This is a genomic window from Hydrogenispora ethanolica (assembly GCF_004340685.1).
GTDB lineage: Bacteria > Bacillota > UBA4882 > UBA8346 > UBA8346 > Hydrogenispora > Hydrogenispora ethanolica.
In genome coordinates, this window is the sequence record NZ_SLUN01000003.1 from 163812 (window position 1) to 181697 (window position 17886).

General features: G+C 57.6%; 14 protein-coding genes. 8 read left to right on the forward strand and 6 right to left on the reverse strand.

What is annotated here, in order from left to right; genetic code table 11:
* Positions 1 to 170: 170 nt before the first annotated feature.
* The 4 genes from EDC14_RS03990 to EDC14_RS04000 form a co-directional block, all read right to left on the reverse strand.
* Positions 171 to 1406 (reverse strand): NAD(P)/FAD-dependent oxidoreductase, encoded by a 1236-nt coding sequence (locus EDC14_RS03990; protein WP_165907773.1) that lies wholly within the window; start codon positions 1404 to 1406, stop codon positions 171 to 173.
* Positions 1403 to 1855, reverse strand: coding sequence for a 4Fe-4S dicluster domain-containing protein (locus EDC14_RS26595; protein ID WP_165907774.1), 453 nt, complete (start codon positions 1853 to 1855; stop codon positions 1403 to 1405). Before EDC14_RS26595 ends, EDC14_RS03990 begins: the two co-directional genes overlap by 4 nt.
* A gap of 25 nt (positions 1856 to 1880) precedes the next feature.
* Positions 1881 to 3767 (reverse strand): anaerobic carbon-monoxide dehydrogenase catalytic subunit, encoded by a 1887-nt coding sequence (gene cooS / locus EDC14_RS03995; RefSeq protein WP_132012898.1) that lies wholly within the window; start codon positions 3765 to 3767, stop codon positions 1881 to 1883.
* 102 nt (positions 3768 to 3869) lie between these two features.
* The gene (locus tag EDC14_RS04000; RefSeq protein WP_132012899.1) at positions 3870 to 4292 is read right to left on the reverse strand and encodes an RrF2 family transcriptional regulator; all 423 of its coding nucleotides are present in this window, start codon (positions 4290 to 4292) and stop codon (positions 3870 to 3872) included.
* Between the two features lie 309 nt (positions 4293 to 4601).
* Here EDC14_RS04000 and EDC14_RS04005 point away from each other — a divergent pair, with 309 nt between their 5' ends.
* The 4 genes from EDC14_RS04005 (at position 4602) to EDC14_RS04015 (ending at position 7500) form a co-directional block, all read left to right on the forward strand.
* A complete protein-coding gene (locus tag EDC14_RS04005) occupies positions 4602 to 5060 on the forward strand; it encodes an OmpH/Skp family outer membrane protein (protein WP_132012900.1) in 459 nt (152 codons plus the stop codon).
* 850 nt (positions 5061 to 5910) lie between these two features.
* A complete protein-coding gene (locus EDC14_RS04010; RefSeq protein ID WP_132012901.1) occupies positions 5911 to 6441 on the forward strand; it encodes a hypothetical protein in 531 nt (176 codons plus the stop codon).
* Between the two features lie 99 nt (positions 6442 to 6540).
* Positions 6541 to 6711, forward strand: a complete 171-nt coding sequence (locus EDC14_RS26600) for a hypothetical protein (RefSeq protein WP_165907775.1) — start codon at positions 6541 to 6543, stop codon at positions 6709 to 6711.
* Between the two features lie 144 nt (positions 6712 to 6855).
* Entirely contained in the window at positions 6856 to 7500 is a 645-nt protein-coding gene (locus tag EDC14_RS04015) for a hypothetical protein (protein WP_132012902.1), read from the forward strand.
* Between the two features lie 206 nt (positions 7501 to 7706).
* Here EDC14_RS04015 and EDC14_RS04020 read toward each other — a convergent pair whose 3' ends face one another.
* Positions 7707 to 10064: an ATP-dependent DNA helicase gene (locus tag EDC14_RS04020; protein ID WP_132012903.1), complete on the reverse strand. Its 2358-nt coding sequence runs from the start codon at positions 10062 to 10064 to the stop codon at positions 7707 to 7709.
* 687 nt (positions 10065 to 10751) lie between these two features.
* On the opposite strand from EDC14_RS04020, the gene EDC14_RS04025 reads away from it, so the two are divergent.
* Positions 10752 to 12647, forward strand: a complete 1896-nt coding sequence (locus EDC14_RS04025; RefSeq protein WP_132012904.1) for a transglycosylase domain-containing protein — start codon at positions 10752 to 10754, stop codon at positions 12645 to 12647.
* Here the strand turns inward: EDC14_RS04025 and EDC14_RS04030 are convergent.
* Complete coding sequence (locus EDC14_RS04030) at positions 12538 to 13908, reverse strand: oligosaccharide flippase family protein (RefSeq protein WP_165907776.1); 1371 nt, start codon at positions 13906 to 13908, stop codon at positions 12538 to 12540. The genes EDC14_RS04025 and EDC14_RS04030 overlap by 110 nt on opposite strands.
* Before the next feature lie 369 nt (positions 13909 to 14277).
* Here EDC14_RS04030 and EDC14_RS04035 point away from each other — a divergent pair, with 369 nt between their 5' ends.
* From EDC14_RS04035 to EDC14_RS04045, 3 genes are all read left to right on the forward strand, one after another.
* Entirely contained in the window at positions 14278 to 14958 is a 681-nt protein-coding gene (locus tag EDC14_RS04035) for a class I SAM-dependent methyltransferase (protein WP_132012906.1), read from the forward strand.
* Positions 14951 to 15742: a DUF2161 family putative PD-(D/E)XK-type phosphodiesterase gene (locus tag EDC14_RS04040; protein ID WP_243662801.1), complete on the forward strand. Its 792-nt coding sequence runs from the start codon at positions 14951 to 14953 to the stop codon at positions 15740 to 15742. Before EDC14_RS04035 ends, EDC14_RS04040 begins: the two co-directional genes overlap by 8 nt.
* Before the next feature lie 715 nt (positions 15743 to 16457).
* Positions 16458 to 17639: an ABC transporter substrate-binding protein gene (locus EDC14_RS04045; RefSeq protein WP_243662802.1), complete on the forward strand. Its 1182-nt coding sequence runs from the start codon at positions 16458 to 16460 to the stop codon at positions 17637 to 17639.
* The last annotated feature ends 247 nt before the right edge of the window (positions 17640 to 17886 follow it).

Here is a 17886-nt window from a genome sequence, read left to right on the forward strand (position 1 = left end):
GCGCAAGCAAAATGAATGGTTTCGGCAGTTATAGGATAAAGTCTTTCGAACCGGAGACTAGTTTGCAAAAGGCTTAGAAACGACTTTATTCCTCGTCCTTGCTTCTAAAAAGGCTGAGAAACCCGGCTAGAAAACCGGAAGGGCCGCAGAAACAGATTTTTCAGAGGTTTTTAAAGCGCCCTGGCATATTGATACCGGCCGTTGGGAGCGATTTGATAGAAAGCGGCGTAATTCAGGTCAAAGATGTCCGCCGGCCAGGGTTCGATCGGCAACTTTTCCTTGATGACCTGGGTCCAAAAACCGCAGCGGGAAATCTCCTTTTGCAGGATAACTCCATGAACCACGCCGTCTTTGTAAATGATTTTTTTATAAACGCCGTGATGGTTCAGCGTGGCCTGCTCATAGCTAGGATCAGGCGCGTGGACCAGACCCAAAGAAACGGTCTCCAGGCCCAGCAGGTTGATGGAGTTTTTGGCGGTAAAACCGTCGGTGAGCTTCTTGGAGGTTCCGGCCATATTCGATCCGGCGACGATCCCTTGTTTGACCGCCAGCGGCCAAATGGCGGACCGGCCGGTTACATCCCCGGCCGCGTACACATCGGGGAGCGAGGTTTGCATCTGCTCATCGACGGTGATTCCGTCATTCATTGTTAGGACAGCGTCTTTGATGAATCCGGTATTCGGCCGGACTCCGGTCGCCGCGATCACCAGATCGCACGGGATGACGGTCCCGTCATTGAGGCGCACGCTTTGAACCGGCCCGCCGTTACCCGACGGGAGCGCTTCGGTGATAGTGACTCCGGTATAGACTTCCGCCCCGGCCTGCTCGAAGAGGGTTTGATAGTTGGAGGCGGCCGTCCGGTCCAACTGCAGCGGCAAGAGCCGGTCGGCCTGCTCCACGATTACGACGTGCAAGCCTTTCTCCAATAAACCGGCGGCCGCATCCATGCCGACCAGGCCGGCGCCGATGACGAGCGCCGTTTTCCCGGCCTGGGCCGCGGCACCGATCCGTTGCACATCGGAAATATCGCGCAGGGTAAAAACATTGGGGGCACCGGCCAGCCCCTTGATGGGGGGAAGGCTAGCGCTTGCGCCGCTGGCAATGAGCAACCGGTCATAAGCGACGGACTGATCATCCTCCAGCGTGATGCGGCGTTCCGCGAAGCGGATATCCCGCACGCCGGTACCCTTGATCCATTGCAGGGCGTTTTGGGTGAAGAAATCCGGGCTGACGAAGGAGATGCCGTCCAGGCTTCTTTTACCGGCGATGACGTGATGCAGCATGCAACGGGAGTAAACCCGGTCATCCTTCGAGATCAAGAGAATTTCATTTTGGCTGTCCAGTTTGCGGATGGTTTGCGCCGCGTTGATTCCGGCGGCGCTGGCGCCAATGATCACATATTTCATTCTTCGCTCACCTCGATCAGATAAATGGCCCGGTTTGGACAGTTCTCCACACAGCGCGGCGTCTCCCGTTCCCCGCAGAAATCGCATTTGATGATGACCTTGCGCTCCGCCGTATCCGCCTTCAGCACGCCGAAGGGGCACGACAGGACACACATGAAACAGGCCGCGCACTGTTCCGGATGGTAGGTCACGCGCCCGGTGGCCGGATCCCTGGACATAGCCCCGCTCATGCAGGCGATGACGCATTCGGGTTCGCCGCAATGCCGGCAAAAGATGGGCGTGGGTTTGCCGGAACGGTCCAGGGCGATGAAGTTGCGGCTTTCATTGCGGATATCCGTCAAATTCAAGACATAAATGCTCTTGCCGGCCGGATTGTGCTCCGCCATGCAGGCCAGACTGCAGTTTAAGCAACCGTTGCAGCGGTCTTTATCAATCATAATCCGCTTCATGAATCGATACCTCCCCGCAAATGATTTATTCCAGTCCCAGGCCCCGGCGTTTGGCGACGATGATCTCTTCCAAGAGATCGGCCGTCTTGATAACGTCATCTTCCAAAATCAACCGGCCGCCGGTGAGCCCCACCATATCTTCGGTCAATACCCGGGTCACCAACTCACTGCCGGTGATGGCCGGCGGGATGGCCAGATGGAGCGGCAATCCCAACGCCAGGCCGAAGGCGCCGTCGGCCAAGGCCTGTTCCTCCAGCCATTGCGGCGCGGAGAGCACCAGCGGCAGCTGGGGAATATCCACGCCCAGGAATTGGGCGATCTCGGCGGCCACCAGCTCCAGCCGGCCGATGGCGAGGCACGGGCCGAAGTTGAGCACCGGCGGGATATTCAGGGCCTCGCAGACTTCCCGGAGATTATCCCCGGCCAACGCGGCCGCCTTGGGCGACATCAGGCCGACATTCTCCAGTCCGCCGCTGGTGCAGCCGGCCGACAGCACGATAATATCCCGTTGAATCAATTCTTTGGTCAGCTCGACCGTGAAAACGTCATGGCCTTTGGCGGTGAGATTGGAACAGCCCACCACGCCGGCGATGCCTTTGATCTTGCCGGCGGCGATCAGCTCGACCAGCGGCTTCCAAGTGCCGCCCAGGAAATCCCTTAAAGAACTTTCGCTGACGCCGGTCACCACGCCGTCGTCGCCGTGGGAATCGGCCAAGCGGATATTCACCTTGGAACGGCGTTTTTGATAGCTTTGAATGGCGTTGGCGATGATATATTCGCTCAGATCGGCGACCGTCTCGGGATCGTATTGGAACAGATCGGCATTGGCTTTCTTGGCCAGATCGTCGATGCAGATCATGCGGACCATGAATTCAGCGGCAATCGGCTCGATCCCGGGCAGGGTGCAGTTGAACTCGGAGACCACCAGATCGATGGCGCCGGTGGCGAGCACCGCCTCGCTGGTAAAGTTGTTCCCGGCATGCCCGGCGAAGATCGTCTGGTAATGTTCGCCGCGGAGCTGGAGATCCTGGCCCACGCAGGTGCAGCCGATCAGCCGGAACCCCTTGGCGCCGATCGCCCGGGCCCGTGACGCGGCCGCTTCGGTTTGCAACTTGGCTTGGAGATCGGCGAACATGGAATGCTGGTGGCCGGTGATCATGATATTGACAAACCCGGTGTCGATGACGCGCAGTCCCACCGGAGCCTGGCGGATGACCGGCTCGCCCAGGAGAATGTCGTTCAACAGGTTGGTGAGGGTCAGCCCGTATAGGCCGGTGGAGATTCCCAGCCGCAGACAGTGCAGCAGCATATCCAAGGGGTCGCTGTTTAAGTTGGTGGAGGTTTTCACGACGCCGTCGAATACTTCCGATTTGGCGCCGCCCGGCAAGATGTTCAATTTCCGCCATTGTTCCAGGCGCGGCCCATAGGCCAGCTTTTCCACCAGCCGCATCTTTTCATAACTGGGCCGGTGGAGATCGCCCAAAACCCGGTCGGCAACTTGGTCGGCTTTTTGATACGGATCCTCCGCCGCGATCCCGAATAACGCAGCCAGTTTATCCAGGGTGGCCGGGCCTTTGATCTCCCCGTGACTGGCCGCCAACGCTTTCAGATTGCGGGCGGCATTTTCGACCACGTGGATATAACAGCCGGAACCCGCCGCGACCGCGCGCAAGAAGTTGCGGGCCACGATGGTGTCGGCGGAGGCGCCGCAGACGCCCCGGGGCGAAGTGGGGGTGATCCGGCAGGGGCCGTTGGTGCACAAACGGCAGCAGACTCCTTGAAGTCCAAAGCCGCATTTGACTTTCTGGCTCTCGACCCGGTGATGGGATGTTTCCACCTCCAGCCCGGCGATGAATTGGCTGAGGATGGTGTCTGCCGAGGGGCAGACGGCGCAGGTGGTTAACTCAGACATCGATAAAGCCTCCTTTAAAAGTATACTTATTTGGTATAGTTTATAACTAAAAATATGCCTCGGAATGACGGATATGCCCTTCCGGCGCGGAATGGGAGCGTTTTAATCGAACGGATTGTTGCGCTGCAAAATCATTTCAAAATTGATGCCGTCCAGGTCGGCTAGCAACCGGTCTTGAACCTTGGCGAGCGCCCAGTGGACATCACAGGTATTGGTGCGATTGAGGCTGCAAAAGGCGCTGTCGTAAAAACAGCGGTTCACATAGATCGGTCCTTCGATAGCCTCGATCACATCTTTCAGGGTGATCTGGCGCGGCTCCTTATTCAAAGCGTAGCCGCCGCCGACGCCGCGGTAGGACTGGACGATACCGGCGATGGAGAGCTTGCGTAATAACTTCAGCAAAAACCGCAACGGAATCCGCTCGTGATCGGCGATGATTTTGGCCTCGATTTTGGTTCCTGCATCCAGCCTGCACAGATAAAGGACTACGCGCAAAGCATAGTCGCCTTCCTGGGTAATTCGCATGAGATGCTCCATCAAAAGTATACTTAATTGGTCCACATTTAATATACTCCTTGAAGTAAGGAATGTCAATCCGGAAGGACCTATCCGGCCGGAGCGGTCACAACACGTTTGGCCTGAATCAAGAGATTTTTGCCGCCGCCATCAGCGCGATTCATGTTACCGGGAGGGATTCGTCCCAATCGTTCGCAATCCAGGAAAATATCATCCAGCAACTTTTTGGCGCCGGGATCGTTAATAAAAATTATAATCCTAAAATCCAAGGGTCCGAACGGATACTAATCAAGAGGAGAAGAAAGAGGGTTAACTGCAATGCCAAATCTCAAAAAAGCAATCCCATCCCTATTTCTGGTCGCACTCGTCATCTTCGGAATAGGGTTGGCAGTTTTTCAGTCCGGCAAGGCCGACGCCGCGTCAGCGCCGGCTCCGGTGATCGGAGTCGTCGATTACAGCTACTTGCTCAATCATCATCCCGGTACGCCCAAGGCCAATCAAGCATTACAGGCTGCACAGGATCAGGCCAAAAAGGAATATACCGAAAAAGTGACCACTCTGAAGGACAAAGAACGACAGGATCTTGAACGCCAGCTTCAGTCGCGGGTGGAACAGAAACGGCAGGAATTGCTGAAACCGCTCATGGAACAGATCAATGCCGCCATCAAGACTGTCGCAGAGGGCAAAAAATTGACGATGGTAGTTCACAAGAATGCGGTTGTTTATGGAGGTCTCGATATTACCACCGAAGTAGCCAAAAAGCTGGGTGCAAAATAAGCTGCTTTGCGCAGCTGATAAATTCTCCGCTAGGAAACCTTCGCCGTCCGCCGGATGGCGAAGGTTTTTTTATGGCAAAATGTCGGAAGGACTGGAGCCATTGCCGGTCGACGGCCGCGCGGGAAAGGCGGGATGGGATTCGATGAAGCATGCCCGACTCTGGGGCATGCTTCATCGAAAACCGGGATAGCCGATCCGGCGCCCGGGAATGGTTTCCCGACTCAGGGACGGTCTGTTCCCTGGGCGGGGAAAGCCTGGCCGGGCCATGGGAATACTCATACCAAGTTCGGGACATCCGATCAGGTAGCCGGGAATGGTTTCCCGACCCATGGACGGACTGAGCCCTGGGCCGGGAAAGCCTGACCGGGCCATGGGAACACTCGTACCAAGCCCGGGACAGCCGATCCGGTGCCCGGGAATGGTTTCCCGACACAGGGACGGTCTGAACTCTGGGCCGGGAAAGCCTGGCCGAGCGATGAAAACATTCGCCTATTCTCAACACAAAAAAACGAGCATTACCATTCGTTTCATGGATGCACCCTCCTGCGAAAGATACGATAAACCTGACCATTCACAACATTTCAAGAGGGCATTTCTACATATCGATGATGAATCCTGCAATTCATCACCATAAATATATAATTTACCCGTAAATATATTTTATATTTGATTTTCATTTGAATGTTCCAAATTCAAATGAAATTTTCAAATTATTATATAAAATCAATAAAAATCCAAATCGATTCCAAAAAAAGATCCCTTTCCCGGGTATATCATGGAAGTATGAAATTCCAAGCGTAGCGCGGAGAATTTGCGGGGTGCCTTGAATGAAGCGAGGGGTGCGAGGCGGTTGAGAAAGCGATGGGTTATTGGTTTGGCGTTGTTCCTATGCTTGTCGGGCGCGGTGGTGGCCGCCGAGAAACCAAAGAAGGTTCCGGAGAAAATACCAGTCCGGGTGATCGATAATTCTTCCGCCCCCGTTGCCAAGCTGCTGATCTCGAAGACCAAAGCGCTCTTCAATGAATCGGCTCAGTATACCATCACCGATTCCGATAGCGGTCCGCATCTTATTCTTCATTTCCAGTTTATCCCTTCGGACGACCCCGCCAGTGCCACGGCGGTGCTTTTCGCCATCGAATGGCTGATTTACCGCGTGGATTCGGGAATCCGGTTGCCTTACTATATCAACAGCGCCGTGACCATCTGCAGCCTCGATTCCGTGGATCAGCTGGCCCAACAGATCGTTGCGAAAACGGAGCAAAATTTGGAGAATTACCACCGCTTCGGCAAGCAACTGCTCCTATCGCAGCATGTTCCGGGCGCGGCCGATCGGTTTCTGGCCCGCGAGAGTCCTTACGGACCGGAAGGAATGCGACTTTGAACAGCCATTCCATTTCAGACCGAAAAGGGGATGATGGCCTTCGGTTTCGCCGGAGCTCAGGATTTGGGCGGTACCGCCGAGAATAAAGGAGGAGCAGCGATGATTAGGATCAGGGCCTGCAAAGTATGGCAATTCAGCTGTCCCTATTGCGGGACGGCGGGAGAAGTGAAAGACGAAGCGTCTGACTCCGATCATCACCAAACGGGGCGTGGTGGGGAGAGCTATATCTGTGACGCATGCGGCAAGGAATTTATGTTGCTGCGGGATTAACCCATTCCAGCGGCTGCACCGGAATTCCGGGGAAAGCGGGCGGGCTGCGCCTTTTGAGAACTTGATCCGGTTCAAAGTGAAATCCAAGGCGGTTCCAAGGAACAACGCCGATAGAAGTGAAAGAGAAAGTAAGGAGGCAGGATCATGAAATTTGCCCTGGTAATCTTTTTAACCCTCGGCCTGTTGTTCGCTTGGACGCTGAACGCTTCCGCCGAAATCCTGTTCGGCTTGAGTCTGGAAACCGGTCCGAATGATTTTAGCGCCACTTATGACTCCGGTTTGGCCAGCGGCGTTTCAAAATCCCCGGAGGTATTGGGCCTCAACGGCACGCTCAATCTGTTGGGGACACATATCGGCCTGGAATACACCACATCCGATATGGATGCATACCGCTTCGCCACAGCCGGGCTGAGAATCGGCTGGGAATTGGGGCTGGATATCTTGAAGGTAAAGCCCTTCGTAGGGTATGAAGAGTATTATTTTAAGGATGAGACCCTGTCGCTGGGCGGAAATAGCACCTATTCCAGCCCGGTCGCCGGCCTGGAAGTGACCTCGAAATTTGACCCATGGGCCATCTCCGGGGCCGCCTACCTGCCGTTGCAAACGCGTTATACCAACGGAATTGTCGACGACGATCATGGCGATCTGAGTTATCTGAAATTGGGTCTGAGCTATTCCCCAATGCCCCTGGTAAACCTATTCATTCAATACCGTTCCCTGACCGCCGACTCGAAAGTGGTGGATCTCACCGCCAAAGGGTATACGCTCGGAGCGAAAATCAGCCTTTAGCTCCGATGGCGTCAGGCGGTGCTTGCACTCCTTTCCAAATGCAACTTGGAAGAAAGCCTGACTCCCGACATTTTCATTCTCTCATATCGAACCTCCTTTTTTAAAAGTCCTCTTTCCCTCGGGAATCCGGGCTTTATTTTTTGGAGGAATGAAGGGCGGATCGGTTACCGCGATCGAAACTCGATTTTTCCGGCTCCATGGCAAGTTTAGAGGGTAACGCTCCCGGACCAGAAATCGGCCAGGATTTCGCGGTAATCGGCGCTGGAAAAGGGGCGGCCCGGCAGGAACCAGTCCGGCGGCAACAAATCGTAAAAGGGTTCCCGGCAAAACCTGTCGTCCAGCAGCAGCACTACCCCCCGGTCCTCCGGGCTGCGGAAGACCCGTCCCGCGGATTGAATCACCCGGATCATCCCCGGAATGACCGCGGCGTAGAAAGTTCCCTTGCCATCCCACTCATCAAAGTGCATCCGGATCAACTCCTGCTCGTCGTCGAGCAGCGGCAGGCCCGGTCCGACAATGATCACCCCCACCAAATCCTCGCCCGGCAGGTCCACCGCCTCGCCAAAAACTCCACCGAGCACGGCGAGGCCGAGATTGGAACCCGGTCCCTTGCCGGATACTTTTTGGAGAAACGCGGTCCTGGCTTTTCCACTCATCCCGGGCGACTGGACATGGATGGCCGCGTTCCGGCCCAGGCCGCGCAGGAGCAGCGGCCAGAGCATTTGCAAGTAAGCATAGGAAGGAAAGAACATCAGGTAATTGCCGGGGTGGGCCTGTACCAGCGCGGCGGCGCACTGGGCCACTTGGGCGGCAGTCTCCTGCCGCGCGTGAAACCGGGTATCGATCCCCGGGACATGCAGGTATAACCGGTTTTCACGCGGAAAAGGGGAGGCCAGCCGCAGCTGGATCGGATCCCGGGCGCCCAACAATTCCCGGAAATAATCGGGCGGCGTCAGGGTGGCCGAGAAAAAAACGGCCGACCGGCAATAATCCAGCTTTTCCTGGAGCACCGGGCCGGGATTGATGCAGAACAGGCGGAGCATCACCCCGTCCGTTTCCTGTTTAAGATAGATCGCGTATTCCGGGCCGAGTTTGGCAATCACCCGGACCGCGGCGGTCAGTTCGAAATAGCAGAGCCGGACCCGTTCCCACAGGGGATGGTCCGCCTGGCGGCGCAGAAAAAGTTCGATGACCGCCGCCAGGCGCTCCAACTTGGTCTCCATCAGTTCCGGCAGTTCCGAAAGGCGGAGTCCGGGCCGGCCCTCCCGCCAGATCTCGCGTTCCCATTGGTCGAAAAACTCCAGCACTTCCTGGAGCGGCGCGGCCAGCCGGGGCGCGGACTGGCGCGCCGACCATTCCAGGCTGCTCAATTCGGCCTGGCGCAGGGTCGCCGAATACATCTCGCGGCCGCGGGCGACCAGATTATGGGCCTCGTCGATCAGGAACACGGCGTCGCGCTTTTTGGGTCCATTGAAAAAGCGGCGCAAAAAGACTCCGGGATCGAAGATGTAGTTATAATCGCCTACAATCAGATCGGCATGCAACGCCAGATCCAGCGAAAGTTCAAAAGGGCAGACCCGGGCGCGGCGGGCCGCCTCTAGCACCTGTTCGGGGAGGATCAGTTCCGCCGCGAGCAATTCCGGCAAGAGCGGCTCGATCCGGGCGTAATAGTCGGTCGTGTAGGGGCAGACTTCCGGATGACAAGGCGCTCCGGGCTCAAAACAGACCCGCTCCTTCGCCTCAATGAACAGGGTGCGGAGCCGCAGGCCCTGTTCCCGCAGGGAGGCGATGGTTTTGCGGACGATATCCTTGCCGACGGTTTTAGCGGTCAAAAAGAAGAGGCGGTTGACCTTTCCCGCCGCCAGGCTTTGGAGGGCCGGATAGAGGACGGCGACAGTCTTGCCGATGCCGGTGGCGGCTTCGGCCAGCAGGTCCCGCTCGGATTGGATGGCTTGTTCAACCGCGCTCATCAGTTCCGACTGGCCGGAGCGGAGCGCCTCATAGGGGAAGCGGAGCCGGCGCAGCGACTGGTCGCGGGCGGCTTGCCAGTTTATGGCCGTTTCCACTTCCCCCAGAAATGACTCGGCCAAGCCGGTGAAGAACTCCGCCGCCGCTTCCCGGGACAGCTCCACCGGGAAGGAGCGCTCCGACAAGTCTTCAAGGTTTAGGTAGGTCAGTTGCCCCGCCACCGGCTTCCCGGACTTGGCCATGACAAAGTGTAGATAGAGTTTGATCTGCGCCAGATGCTGGGGAAACTCCGCCGGCTCCAGCGCATCCAAAGGGAGGTAGGTGGTTTTGACCTCTTCCACCAACAGCCGCTCCGTGCTCTCCAACAGCCCGTCGATGCGGCCGCGGATCCGCAAGCGAAAGGGATCGCGCTCATAAAGGAAATCGATAGGCACCTCGGCGCGGTAACCCGGCAAATGGCGGGTCGAAACCAAGTGATGGCCGGCGCTGCCTTCCTGGCCGCGGGTAGCCGGGGTAAACGCGGCGCCCAGATCCTTGGGGTGAAAGAGCCGGTTCAGCAGATCGGTGGCACCGATCGTGATTTGATGAATGGCCAATGGCTAAACCTCCGTTTGGTGAAGCTGGCAACCGTCTCCCTCCATGGAGGGAGACCGGTTGCCATTCGTCTTTTTGAGTTTTAAATGTGCTTCTCATTAAACTTAAATATCGATAGAAGCCTTTATCTTTCGAAACAGTACCCGCCTTCAAGGATGAAGGCGGACGCCGCATCTTTTCGCGGATGAAAAACTGCGGTTGTCAGCGGAAGCCTGCACTTAGTTGCCAGACAGAAGGCCAGGGATGGCGAAGACATTCAAGAACCGGGATGAATGAGGGAGGTCTGGAATCCGTAGGTTCCAGCGCCTTTTTGGTGACTTTTGGGGCGGACCAAAAGTCACCCGCCGCCGGAACCGTGGGCCAAAGGAACAAGCATCCAAAAGCTCTTTACATTCCAAATCAAAAATCTGATTTTGGGCTGTTTGTCAAACGTATCCTTTTATTATGGCTTCGACTTTTTTCTCTGTGAAAGTTGAGTAAGTTGAATTAATGAAAAGAGCGGGTCCTCATCCGGCCTTCGCGAATGATTTCATTCTAACACGCTTCCGCGAAAGGGCGCAAATTTTATTCTCATCCCCGGCCGGGCGGTCCGGGAACCGTCCCGAAAACGGAGAACGGACGGCCGCTTTCCATTCTTCCCCTGTATGTTTTGGCACAGCGGCAGATAAAGCTATGGAAGAGGTGGAAGCATGGTGCGTTCCCGGAGAAGAAAGCTGACCAGGCCCGGCAAACGGCGGCGTTTTTCCCGGCTCATCCTGGGACTCGTCCTGGGAGTCGGGTTTTTGTTGGTATTATTCATTTTTTTCAACCCCTTCGTTTGGCGGCTCAATCTCCGGGCGGAACTGGAAAAGAACAAATCCGCGTCGACCGTCTATGACCGGGACGGCGAGGTGGTGGCGGATCTCTATGCCCGGGCCCGGATCTGGGTGCCGATCCGGCAGGTGCCGGCCGCGCTTCAGCAAGCCTTTGTGGCCACGGAGGACGCGCGTTTTTATGAGCACAAGGGGATCGACATCCGGGGCATCCTGCGCGCGCTATACCAGGATGTCAAAGAACGGAGCAAGGTCCAGGGCGGGAGCACCATCACCCAGCAGCTGGTGAAGAATCTCTATTTCTCGCAGGAAAAGAGCTTTTTCCGCAAGGTCATGGAGATGTCCTATGCGATCCGCATCGAGCAGCAATACAGCAAGGCGCAGATCCTGGAGATGTATATGAACAGCATCTATCTGGGTCAAGGCTCCTGGGGGATCAACAGCGCGGCCCAAGTCTACTTCGGCAAACAGGTCCCGGATCTCACCGTGGCGGAAGCGGCGCTCATCGCCGGCCTGGCCAAAGGGCCCGAATACTATTCGCCGTTTCGCCATCCCCAGGCGGCGCTGGCGCGGCGCAACGTGGTCCTGCAACTGATGCGGCGCCACGGCTACCTGCCGGAAAAAATGGCGGCCGAGTTGAGCAAACGGCCGTTAGGCACTTTGAATAACCCCGGTTCAACCTATGTCGGCGCTTACTTCGTGGATTACGCCCTCGATCAGCTGCGCGCCAAGACGGGCTATACCGAGAGTGATCTACGGTCGGGCGGATTCCGGATCTATACTACGATGGACCGGAGGATCCAGAAAGCGGCCGAGGGAGCGCTCCAATACTTACCGGCCCAGGGGCCGGACCGTTGGGGAGTCGTCCAACCGCAAGGCGCAATCGTCGCCATGGATCCCAAAAACGGGGAGATTCTGGCCCTGGTCGGCGGGAGGCGCTATTCCGCGGCCGAACCGAACCGGGCCTACCAGATACACCGCCAACCGGGTTCGGCCATCAAACCGTTTGTGTTCACGGCCGCGTTGGATGCCGGTTATACCCCGGATACGCCGGTGGTCGACCAGCCGCTGGCCATCGACGTCCATGGCCGGCTCTGGGAACCCCAGAATTACGATAACCAGTATCGCGGCACGATCAGTCTCCGGACCGCCTTGGAAGAGTCGGTCAATACGGTTGCGGTCCAGCTGGTGCAGGCCCTGGGACCCGCCAATGTTTTCGAATTGACCCGCAGGATGGGTTTGGTCAGCCTGGTGGGAGAGGGGGAGAAGAATGACCGCAGTCTGGCGCCCTTGGCCCTGGGCGGTCTGACCAAAGGCGTCACCTTGTTGGAATTGACCGGGGCGTACAGCTCCTTTGCCAACCAGGGCACCCGTTCCGAGCCGTTCGGTATGTTGAGGGTGTACAGCCGGGACGGGAAACTGATTTACCGGGGCCAGCTCCGTCAGGAGCGGGTGATTTCCGCCCGGACCGCCGAGACCCTGACCGCGATGATGGAAGGAGTCATCGCGCGGGGCACCGGGATCCGGGCCAAGATCGGGGTGAAAGCGGCGGGCAAGACCGGAACCTCCAATTGGAATACCAACGGCTGGTTCGTGGGGTATACCCCCGAAATCCTGGCCGGGGTGTGGATCGGCAATGATCAGGAGAGCAAGCCGCTGGAAGTCAAGGGTGTTGCCTTAGGAAGCGGAAAGGCCTCAGAGATCTGGGGCAGATTTTTGGGACAGGTTCTGGCCAGGAGCGTCGCAGCTCCGCCAGGCTCGCCAACGCCATAAAGATCTGGGCGATATTAAACGCCCAGGCCGATCCGTTAATCCCCAACAAGGGAGTCAGGAACACCAACAGGCCGGTCTTTAACCCGGTGGACCACAGACTGAGGCTGAGAACCTTATCGGTTTTGCCGATCGACGCCAAAATGGCGATATTCAGGATGGCGACTCCGGTGAAAGGCAATCCGATAACGGTGAGGCGGATCAGGTATACGGGAGAGAGGTCGTCATAGAGGAGCCGGGACAGCCAGGGGGCGCCCGTGAGGATCAGCATGAAGCCGGCCAGACAGATCGCCAGGGAAGCGCCGTAGAACAGCAAAATTTTGCGGTGGATCTTGCGCAGCCGGTTGGTCTTGGCATCCGAGCTGATTTGCGGGGAGAGCACGGTAGCCAGCGGCCCGATGAAGATCAGCGGGAAGTAAGCCACCGGTTCGGCCATCCCGGTCAGCTTCCCGAAGAGTCCGGTACTGTCAAAGACAGAATAGCCGGCTTGGATCAGAAAATAGGGAATGATCACGCCTTCGCTGGCCAGACTGATCGAGGTCACGATCTGATTGAGCAAGAGCGGCCACGAGTAGCGGAGGATCTCCGTCCGGGGCAGATGGGCCGGAGGCACCTGGTCCCATTTGGGGACGGCGCGGTGGCGGTTGAGAAAGAACACCAGAGTGGCGAGGCAGGCGACCTCCCCCAGAGTCAAGCCGAGCACCGGGGCGGCGTAAATGGAGACGGGGAACCAAGCCGCGGCGACCACGATCACCAGCACCGTGGTGGTGATCTCCGCGCACTGTTCGGTAATTTCCGAGCAGGCCGTGGGGGCCATCCGCGACAAGCCTTGAAAATAGCCGCGCAGGATCGCCGAGAGGGCTGAAAAAGGGATGGCCAGCGCGACGATATACAAAGCCTCCTGAACCCGGAAATCGGTAAAAACATGCCGCGCCAGCAGGGGAGCGGCGGCCAGCAGCAGGCTCATGATGACCAGGGAAGTCCCGGTCACGATTTTTACCGCTTGGGACCGCAACTCGATGATCCGGCCGTAATCCTTGAGGCTGAGGTATTCGGACACCCACTTGATCAAAGCCATCGGCAGGCCGATCGTGGCCATACCGCTCAATAAACGGTAAACCGGATACACCATCTGCAGAATGCCCAATCCTTCGGAACCGACCCGGCGGGCCAGCCAGATCCGGTAACAGGTTCCGGCCAGTTGAACCAGCAGACCCGAGCCGACCAGATAAAAAAAATTGATCAAATTGGGGTGCCGTTTCATCCGACCCATCCTCCGTTGTAGCATCCTATGGCGATGGCAACCCGAATATGCCTGGCGTGCAGGAGATATTGCGGTCCGGGCGGGGGGAAACCATTGGGTCCCGGTGTCAATCCGCTGTTACGGAAAGCCTCTGGTAAGGGGCTTTTTTCAATATCGATGCCTGGAAAAGGGTTTCAAAATTGAGCTGAACCGGGTTTGCCCATTCAACCCGCGGAACGTCGGAGATGCCGAACGGAGAGACCGGGCTGGCGATTGTTTCGCTCCGGAACCTGTGGTATCCTGAGATTGACCCCCCGGTTCTTGGGGAAAGTTTTTAGGAACCGGGGAATAACGATCTTCATTCCCATACTCGGGCAGGTGGTTACCAAAATGACAACGCCGGTTCAAGAGGCTTTCGACCGCGTCGCCCAGGACTATGACGCGCAGCGCCGGAAGTTAATCCCTTGTTTCGACGATTTCTATCAGACGGTGGTGGCGGCGGCGGAGACGGCCGCGGCCCGTCCCCGGATCCTGGACATCGGCGCCGGAACCGGGCTCGTATCGATGTTCCTCATGGAGAAGTACCCGCAGGCGGCATTCACCCTGATCGATCTCTCCGAAAAAATGCTGGAGGTGGCCGGGCGGCGTTTGGCGGGCCGCGCCAATCTGCGGTACATTCTGGCCGATTATTTGGAATACCCGTTCGCGGAGCGCTGCGACCTGATCGTCTCGGCCCTGTCCATCCATCATCTGAGCGATCCCCAAAAATGCGCCTTGTACCGGAAATGCTATTCGCTCCTGGAGCCGGGCGGGATTTTCGTCAATGCCGACCAGGTATCGGGCGGCAGCGAGTACCTGGAGGCATTCAACAAGCGGCGCTGGCGGGAACGGATTGAAAGCTCCGGCCTGTCCCGCGCCGAGCTGGACGCCTGCTACGAGCGGGTGAAGCTGGACCGGGAAGCCACCTTGGAACAGCAGCTCCAGTGGTTGAAGGAGGCGGGCTTCACCGATACCGACTGCCTTTACAAGCAGTACCATTTTGCGGTGATGTTCGGTCGGAAGCATGAGTGAGAACCAGCGCGCCGGGAGCAAAGCAATGGCCGCCGGGCCGTTGCGGGAGACCGACCTCTATCCGCCGGTGCGGGACTTTCTGGTGAAACAGGGCTTTGAGGTCCGCGCCGAGGTTCATCATTGCGACGTTGCCGCCTTCAAGGACGGCCAGCTGATCGTGGTGGAGCTGAAAAAGCATCTCTCCGTCGACTTGCTGGTCCAGGCGGCACAACGCCAAAAAGTAGCCGATGCGGTCTATATCGCCATCCCCAAGCCCAAAAAACGGCTGTTCGGCCCGGGCTGGCGCGACCTCTGCCATTTGCTGCGCCGCTTGGAACTGGGCCTGTTACTGGTCACCCTGGGAGACGGCCTCGCCTATGTGGAGCAGGCGCTGGCGGCGCAGCCCTTCGACCGGGTCAAAAGCAGGCAATCCCATCAGCGCAAGCGGCAGAAGCTGATCCAAGAATTGAACGGCCGCAGCCGCGACGGCAATCTCGGCGGCAGCCATTCCGCCAAGTTGCTCACGGTCTATCGCGAAAACGCCTTGTATATCGCTTGCTGCCTGGAGCGGTTCGGCCCGTTGTCCCCCAAGCAACTGCGGGGGCTGGGCGCGGAGCCGCGCAAGACCGGCGTGATCCTGCAGCGGAACGTCTACGGCTGGTTCGCGCGGATCGCCAAGGGGAAATACGGGTTGAGCCCGGCCGGCGGGGCCGAGCTGGCTTCGGGGGCCTATGCCGAGCTGGTCGCCGATTACCGGCGGAAGCTGGCCGGAGCGGCACCGGACGAGCGGGGCGGCGCTGGGTGAGCGGGGCCGGGCGGAGAGGGGAACGGCTGCCGGGTATCGCCCGCATCCCGGGCCGCTGAAGGGGTGAGTCGTTTGGAGCGGAATGGAACACCGTTTCCCGCAACCTCCGGGATGTTTCCCGAAGATTCGTAGATGCTTCCCCAAGCCTTGGTCCTGCTTCCTCAAACCTTGGGGAAAGAAGGATGATCCTTCGGGAAGCGAGGATGAACTTTGAAGATGCAGGTACGCGCCCCGGGGATGGTTCCCCGAGGCTCCGGGATGCTAGGATGACCTTTCGGGAAGAAAGGATCGCAGGATCCTATGAAAGGATCATGGGATCCCTTACAAGGATGAAGAGCATCCCTGACAAGGATCATGGCATCCCTTACAAGGATCGCAAGATCCTTTGAAAGGATCGAAGCATCCCTTACAAGGATGGCTTTCATCCTAACAAGGATGAAGAAGATCCGAGTTGGACGGAAGACCATACCTAACATGCGGGGGAATCTACTGATATATTAGATGGGCCGGGATGGAGCGCCTGCGGCGATCCCCGGTGGACGGCGACCTCGGGATCCTTAAAGAAGGGCCGGAGCGAGCCGGCGGGAACGGGCGCCTGCTTCAACGGGCGGCGTTACCGGCCCCCGGAACGGAAAAGCGGCCGTGCCGTTGCGGAAACCGTTGACGCGGGGTCCGATCCGTCGAACTTTGAAAACTCCCGGGCGGCGGGGGTTTTTTGTTTTGGAATTCCGGTGCGGCAACGCTGCCGCTCCCCGGCGCGCCGCCTCATGGATTGCTGGTTGTCATTGAAAGCACCTGTCCCGAATATCTATTATTAATGGCCGCGGCGCTCCCCGGAGAACCGCCCGGCGTCACCTCCTTTGTGCCGAAAGCATACAATACCACAAAGGAGGGGGTTTTGTTGAAAAAATATCTGGTTTTCCTGCTGGTCGCGGCGCTGGTCTGCGGGAGCGCCGCCTGGTGCGCGCCGAAGGTGGAGAAGGTTCGCCTCTCGGAGGTGGTGCGCTCGGTCTTTTACGCGCCGCTGTATGTGGCCATCAACAAGGGATTCTTTAAGGAACAGGGGATCGATATCGATCTCTCCACCGCCTGGGGCACGGACAAAAGCGCCGCGGCGCTCGTCTCGGGCAGCGTCGACGTCAGCCTGATGGGGCCGGAAGGGGCGCTCTACGTCTACAATCAAGGCGCCGCCAACTATCTGGTGGCCTTTGCCCAACTGACCAAGGGCGACGGCTCGTTCCTGATGGGGCGCAAGCCGGCGCCCGATTTCGACTGGAAAGACCTGCGGGGCAAGACGATCATCGGCGCCCGTAAAGGCGGCATGCCGGAGATGGTCCTGGAGTACGTCCTGAAGCAGAACGGCATCAATATTCAGAAAGACGTCAACATTCTTCAGAATATCCAATTCACCGCCACATCCGGCGCGTTCCAGAGCGGAGTCGGAGACTATATCGCCTTGTTTGAGCCGACCGTCTCGGTCTTGGAGAAGGAAGGCATCGCCCACGTGGTGGCCTCGTTCCGGGTGGCCAGCGGCGTGGTGCCCTACACGGTCTTCCATGCCCGCAAAGACATGATCACCAAGAAAGCGGGCATGCTGCAACGCTTCACCAATGCCGTTTATAAAGGAGAGATCTGGGTCCAGAACCATTCGGCGGCGCAGATCGTCGAGAACATCCAGAGCTTTTTCCCGGATACCGACAAAGACATCGTCGCCCGCGCGGTCAAACGCTATCAGGCGCAGGATACCTGGAACCAGAATCCGATCCTGACCAAAGCGGCTTTCAGCCGGCTGCAGGACATCATCGAAAGCGCCGGCGAACTTCAAAAAAGAGTGCCCTATGAAAGAATGGTCAATACCAAATTTGCAGTGCAAGCCATCAAGGACGTTCAGGAATAATTAGCCGCCATGGGATAAAGTCCCTTTCCGAATCGATGCGACTTGCAAAAGGATTTTAAAACGACTTTATCACTGGCTTCAAGCAATGGCTGTGACCTTCCGGCTTTTTAGCCGGGTTTATCACAGCTCTTTTAGAAGCCATGTGATAAAGTCTTTGATTCAAAAGTCATCCTTTCAGTGGACTAAAAATCGACTTTATCACTTGCTTCTCTGAGCTTTTGTACTCAACCCGACCTTCGTCGGGGTT

Bases quoted from the DNA above. Each gene is read 5' to 3' on its own strand.
- EDC14_RS04040 (WP_243662801.1), top strand. From the start codon at position 14,951: ATGAGTGAGAACCAGCGCGCCGGGAGCAAAGCAATGGCCGCCGGGCCG.
- EDC14_RS26600 (WP_165907775.1), top strand. From the start codon at position 6,541: ATGATTAGGATCAGGGCCTGCAAAGTATGGCAATTCAGCTGTCCCTAT.
- EDC14_RS04000 (WP_132012899.1), bottom strand. From the start codon at position 4,292: ATGCGAATTACCCAGGAAGGCGACTATGCTTTGCGCGTAGTCCTTTAT.
- EDC14_RS03990 (WP_165907773.1), bottom strand. From the start codon at position 1,406: ATGAAATATGTGATCATTGGCGCCAGCGCCGCCGGAATCAACGCGGCG.
- EDC14_RS04030 (WP_165907776.1), bottom strand. From the start codon at position 13,908: ATGAAACGGCACCCCAATTTGATCAATTTTTTTTATCTGGTCGGCTCG.
- EDC14_RS26595 (WP_165907774.1), bottom strand. From the start codon at position 1,855: ATGAAGCGGATTATGATTGATAAAGACCGCTGCAACGGTTGCTTAAAC.
- EDC14_RS04035 (WP_132012906.1), top strand. From the start codon at position 14,278: ATGACAACGCCGGTTCAAGAGGCTTTCGACCGCGTCGCCCAGGACTAT.
- EDC14_RS04025 (WP_132012904.1), top strand. From the start codon at position 10,752: ATGGTGCGTTCCCGGAGAAGAAAGCTGACCAGGCCCGGCAAACGGCGG.
- EDC14_RS04015 (WP_132012902.1), top strand. From the start codon at position 6,856: ATGAAATTTGCCCTGGTAATCTTTTTAACCCTCGGCCTGTTGTTCGCT.
- EDC14_RS04005 (WP_132012900.1), top strand. From the start codon at position 4,602: ATGCCAAATCTCAAAAAAGCAATCCCATCCCTATTTCTGGTCGCACTC.
- cooS (WP_132012898.1), bottom strand. From the start codon at position 3,767: ATGTCTGAGTTAACCACCTGCGCCGTCTGCCCCTCGGCAGACACCATC.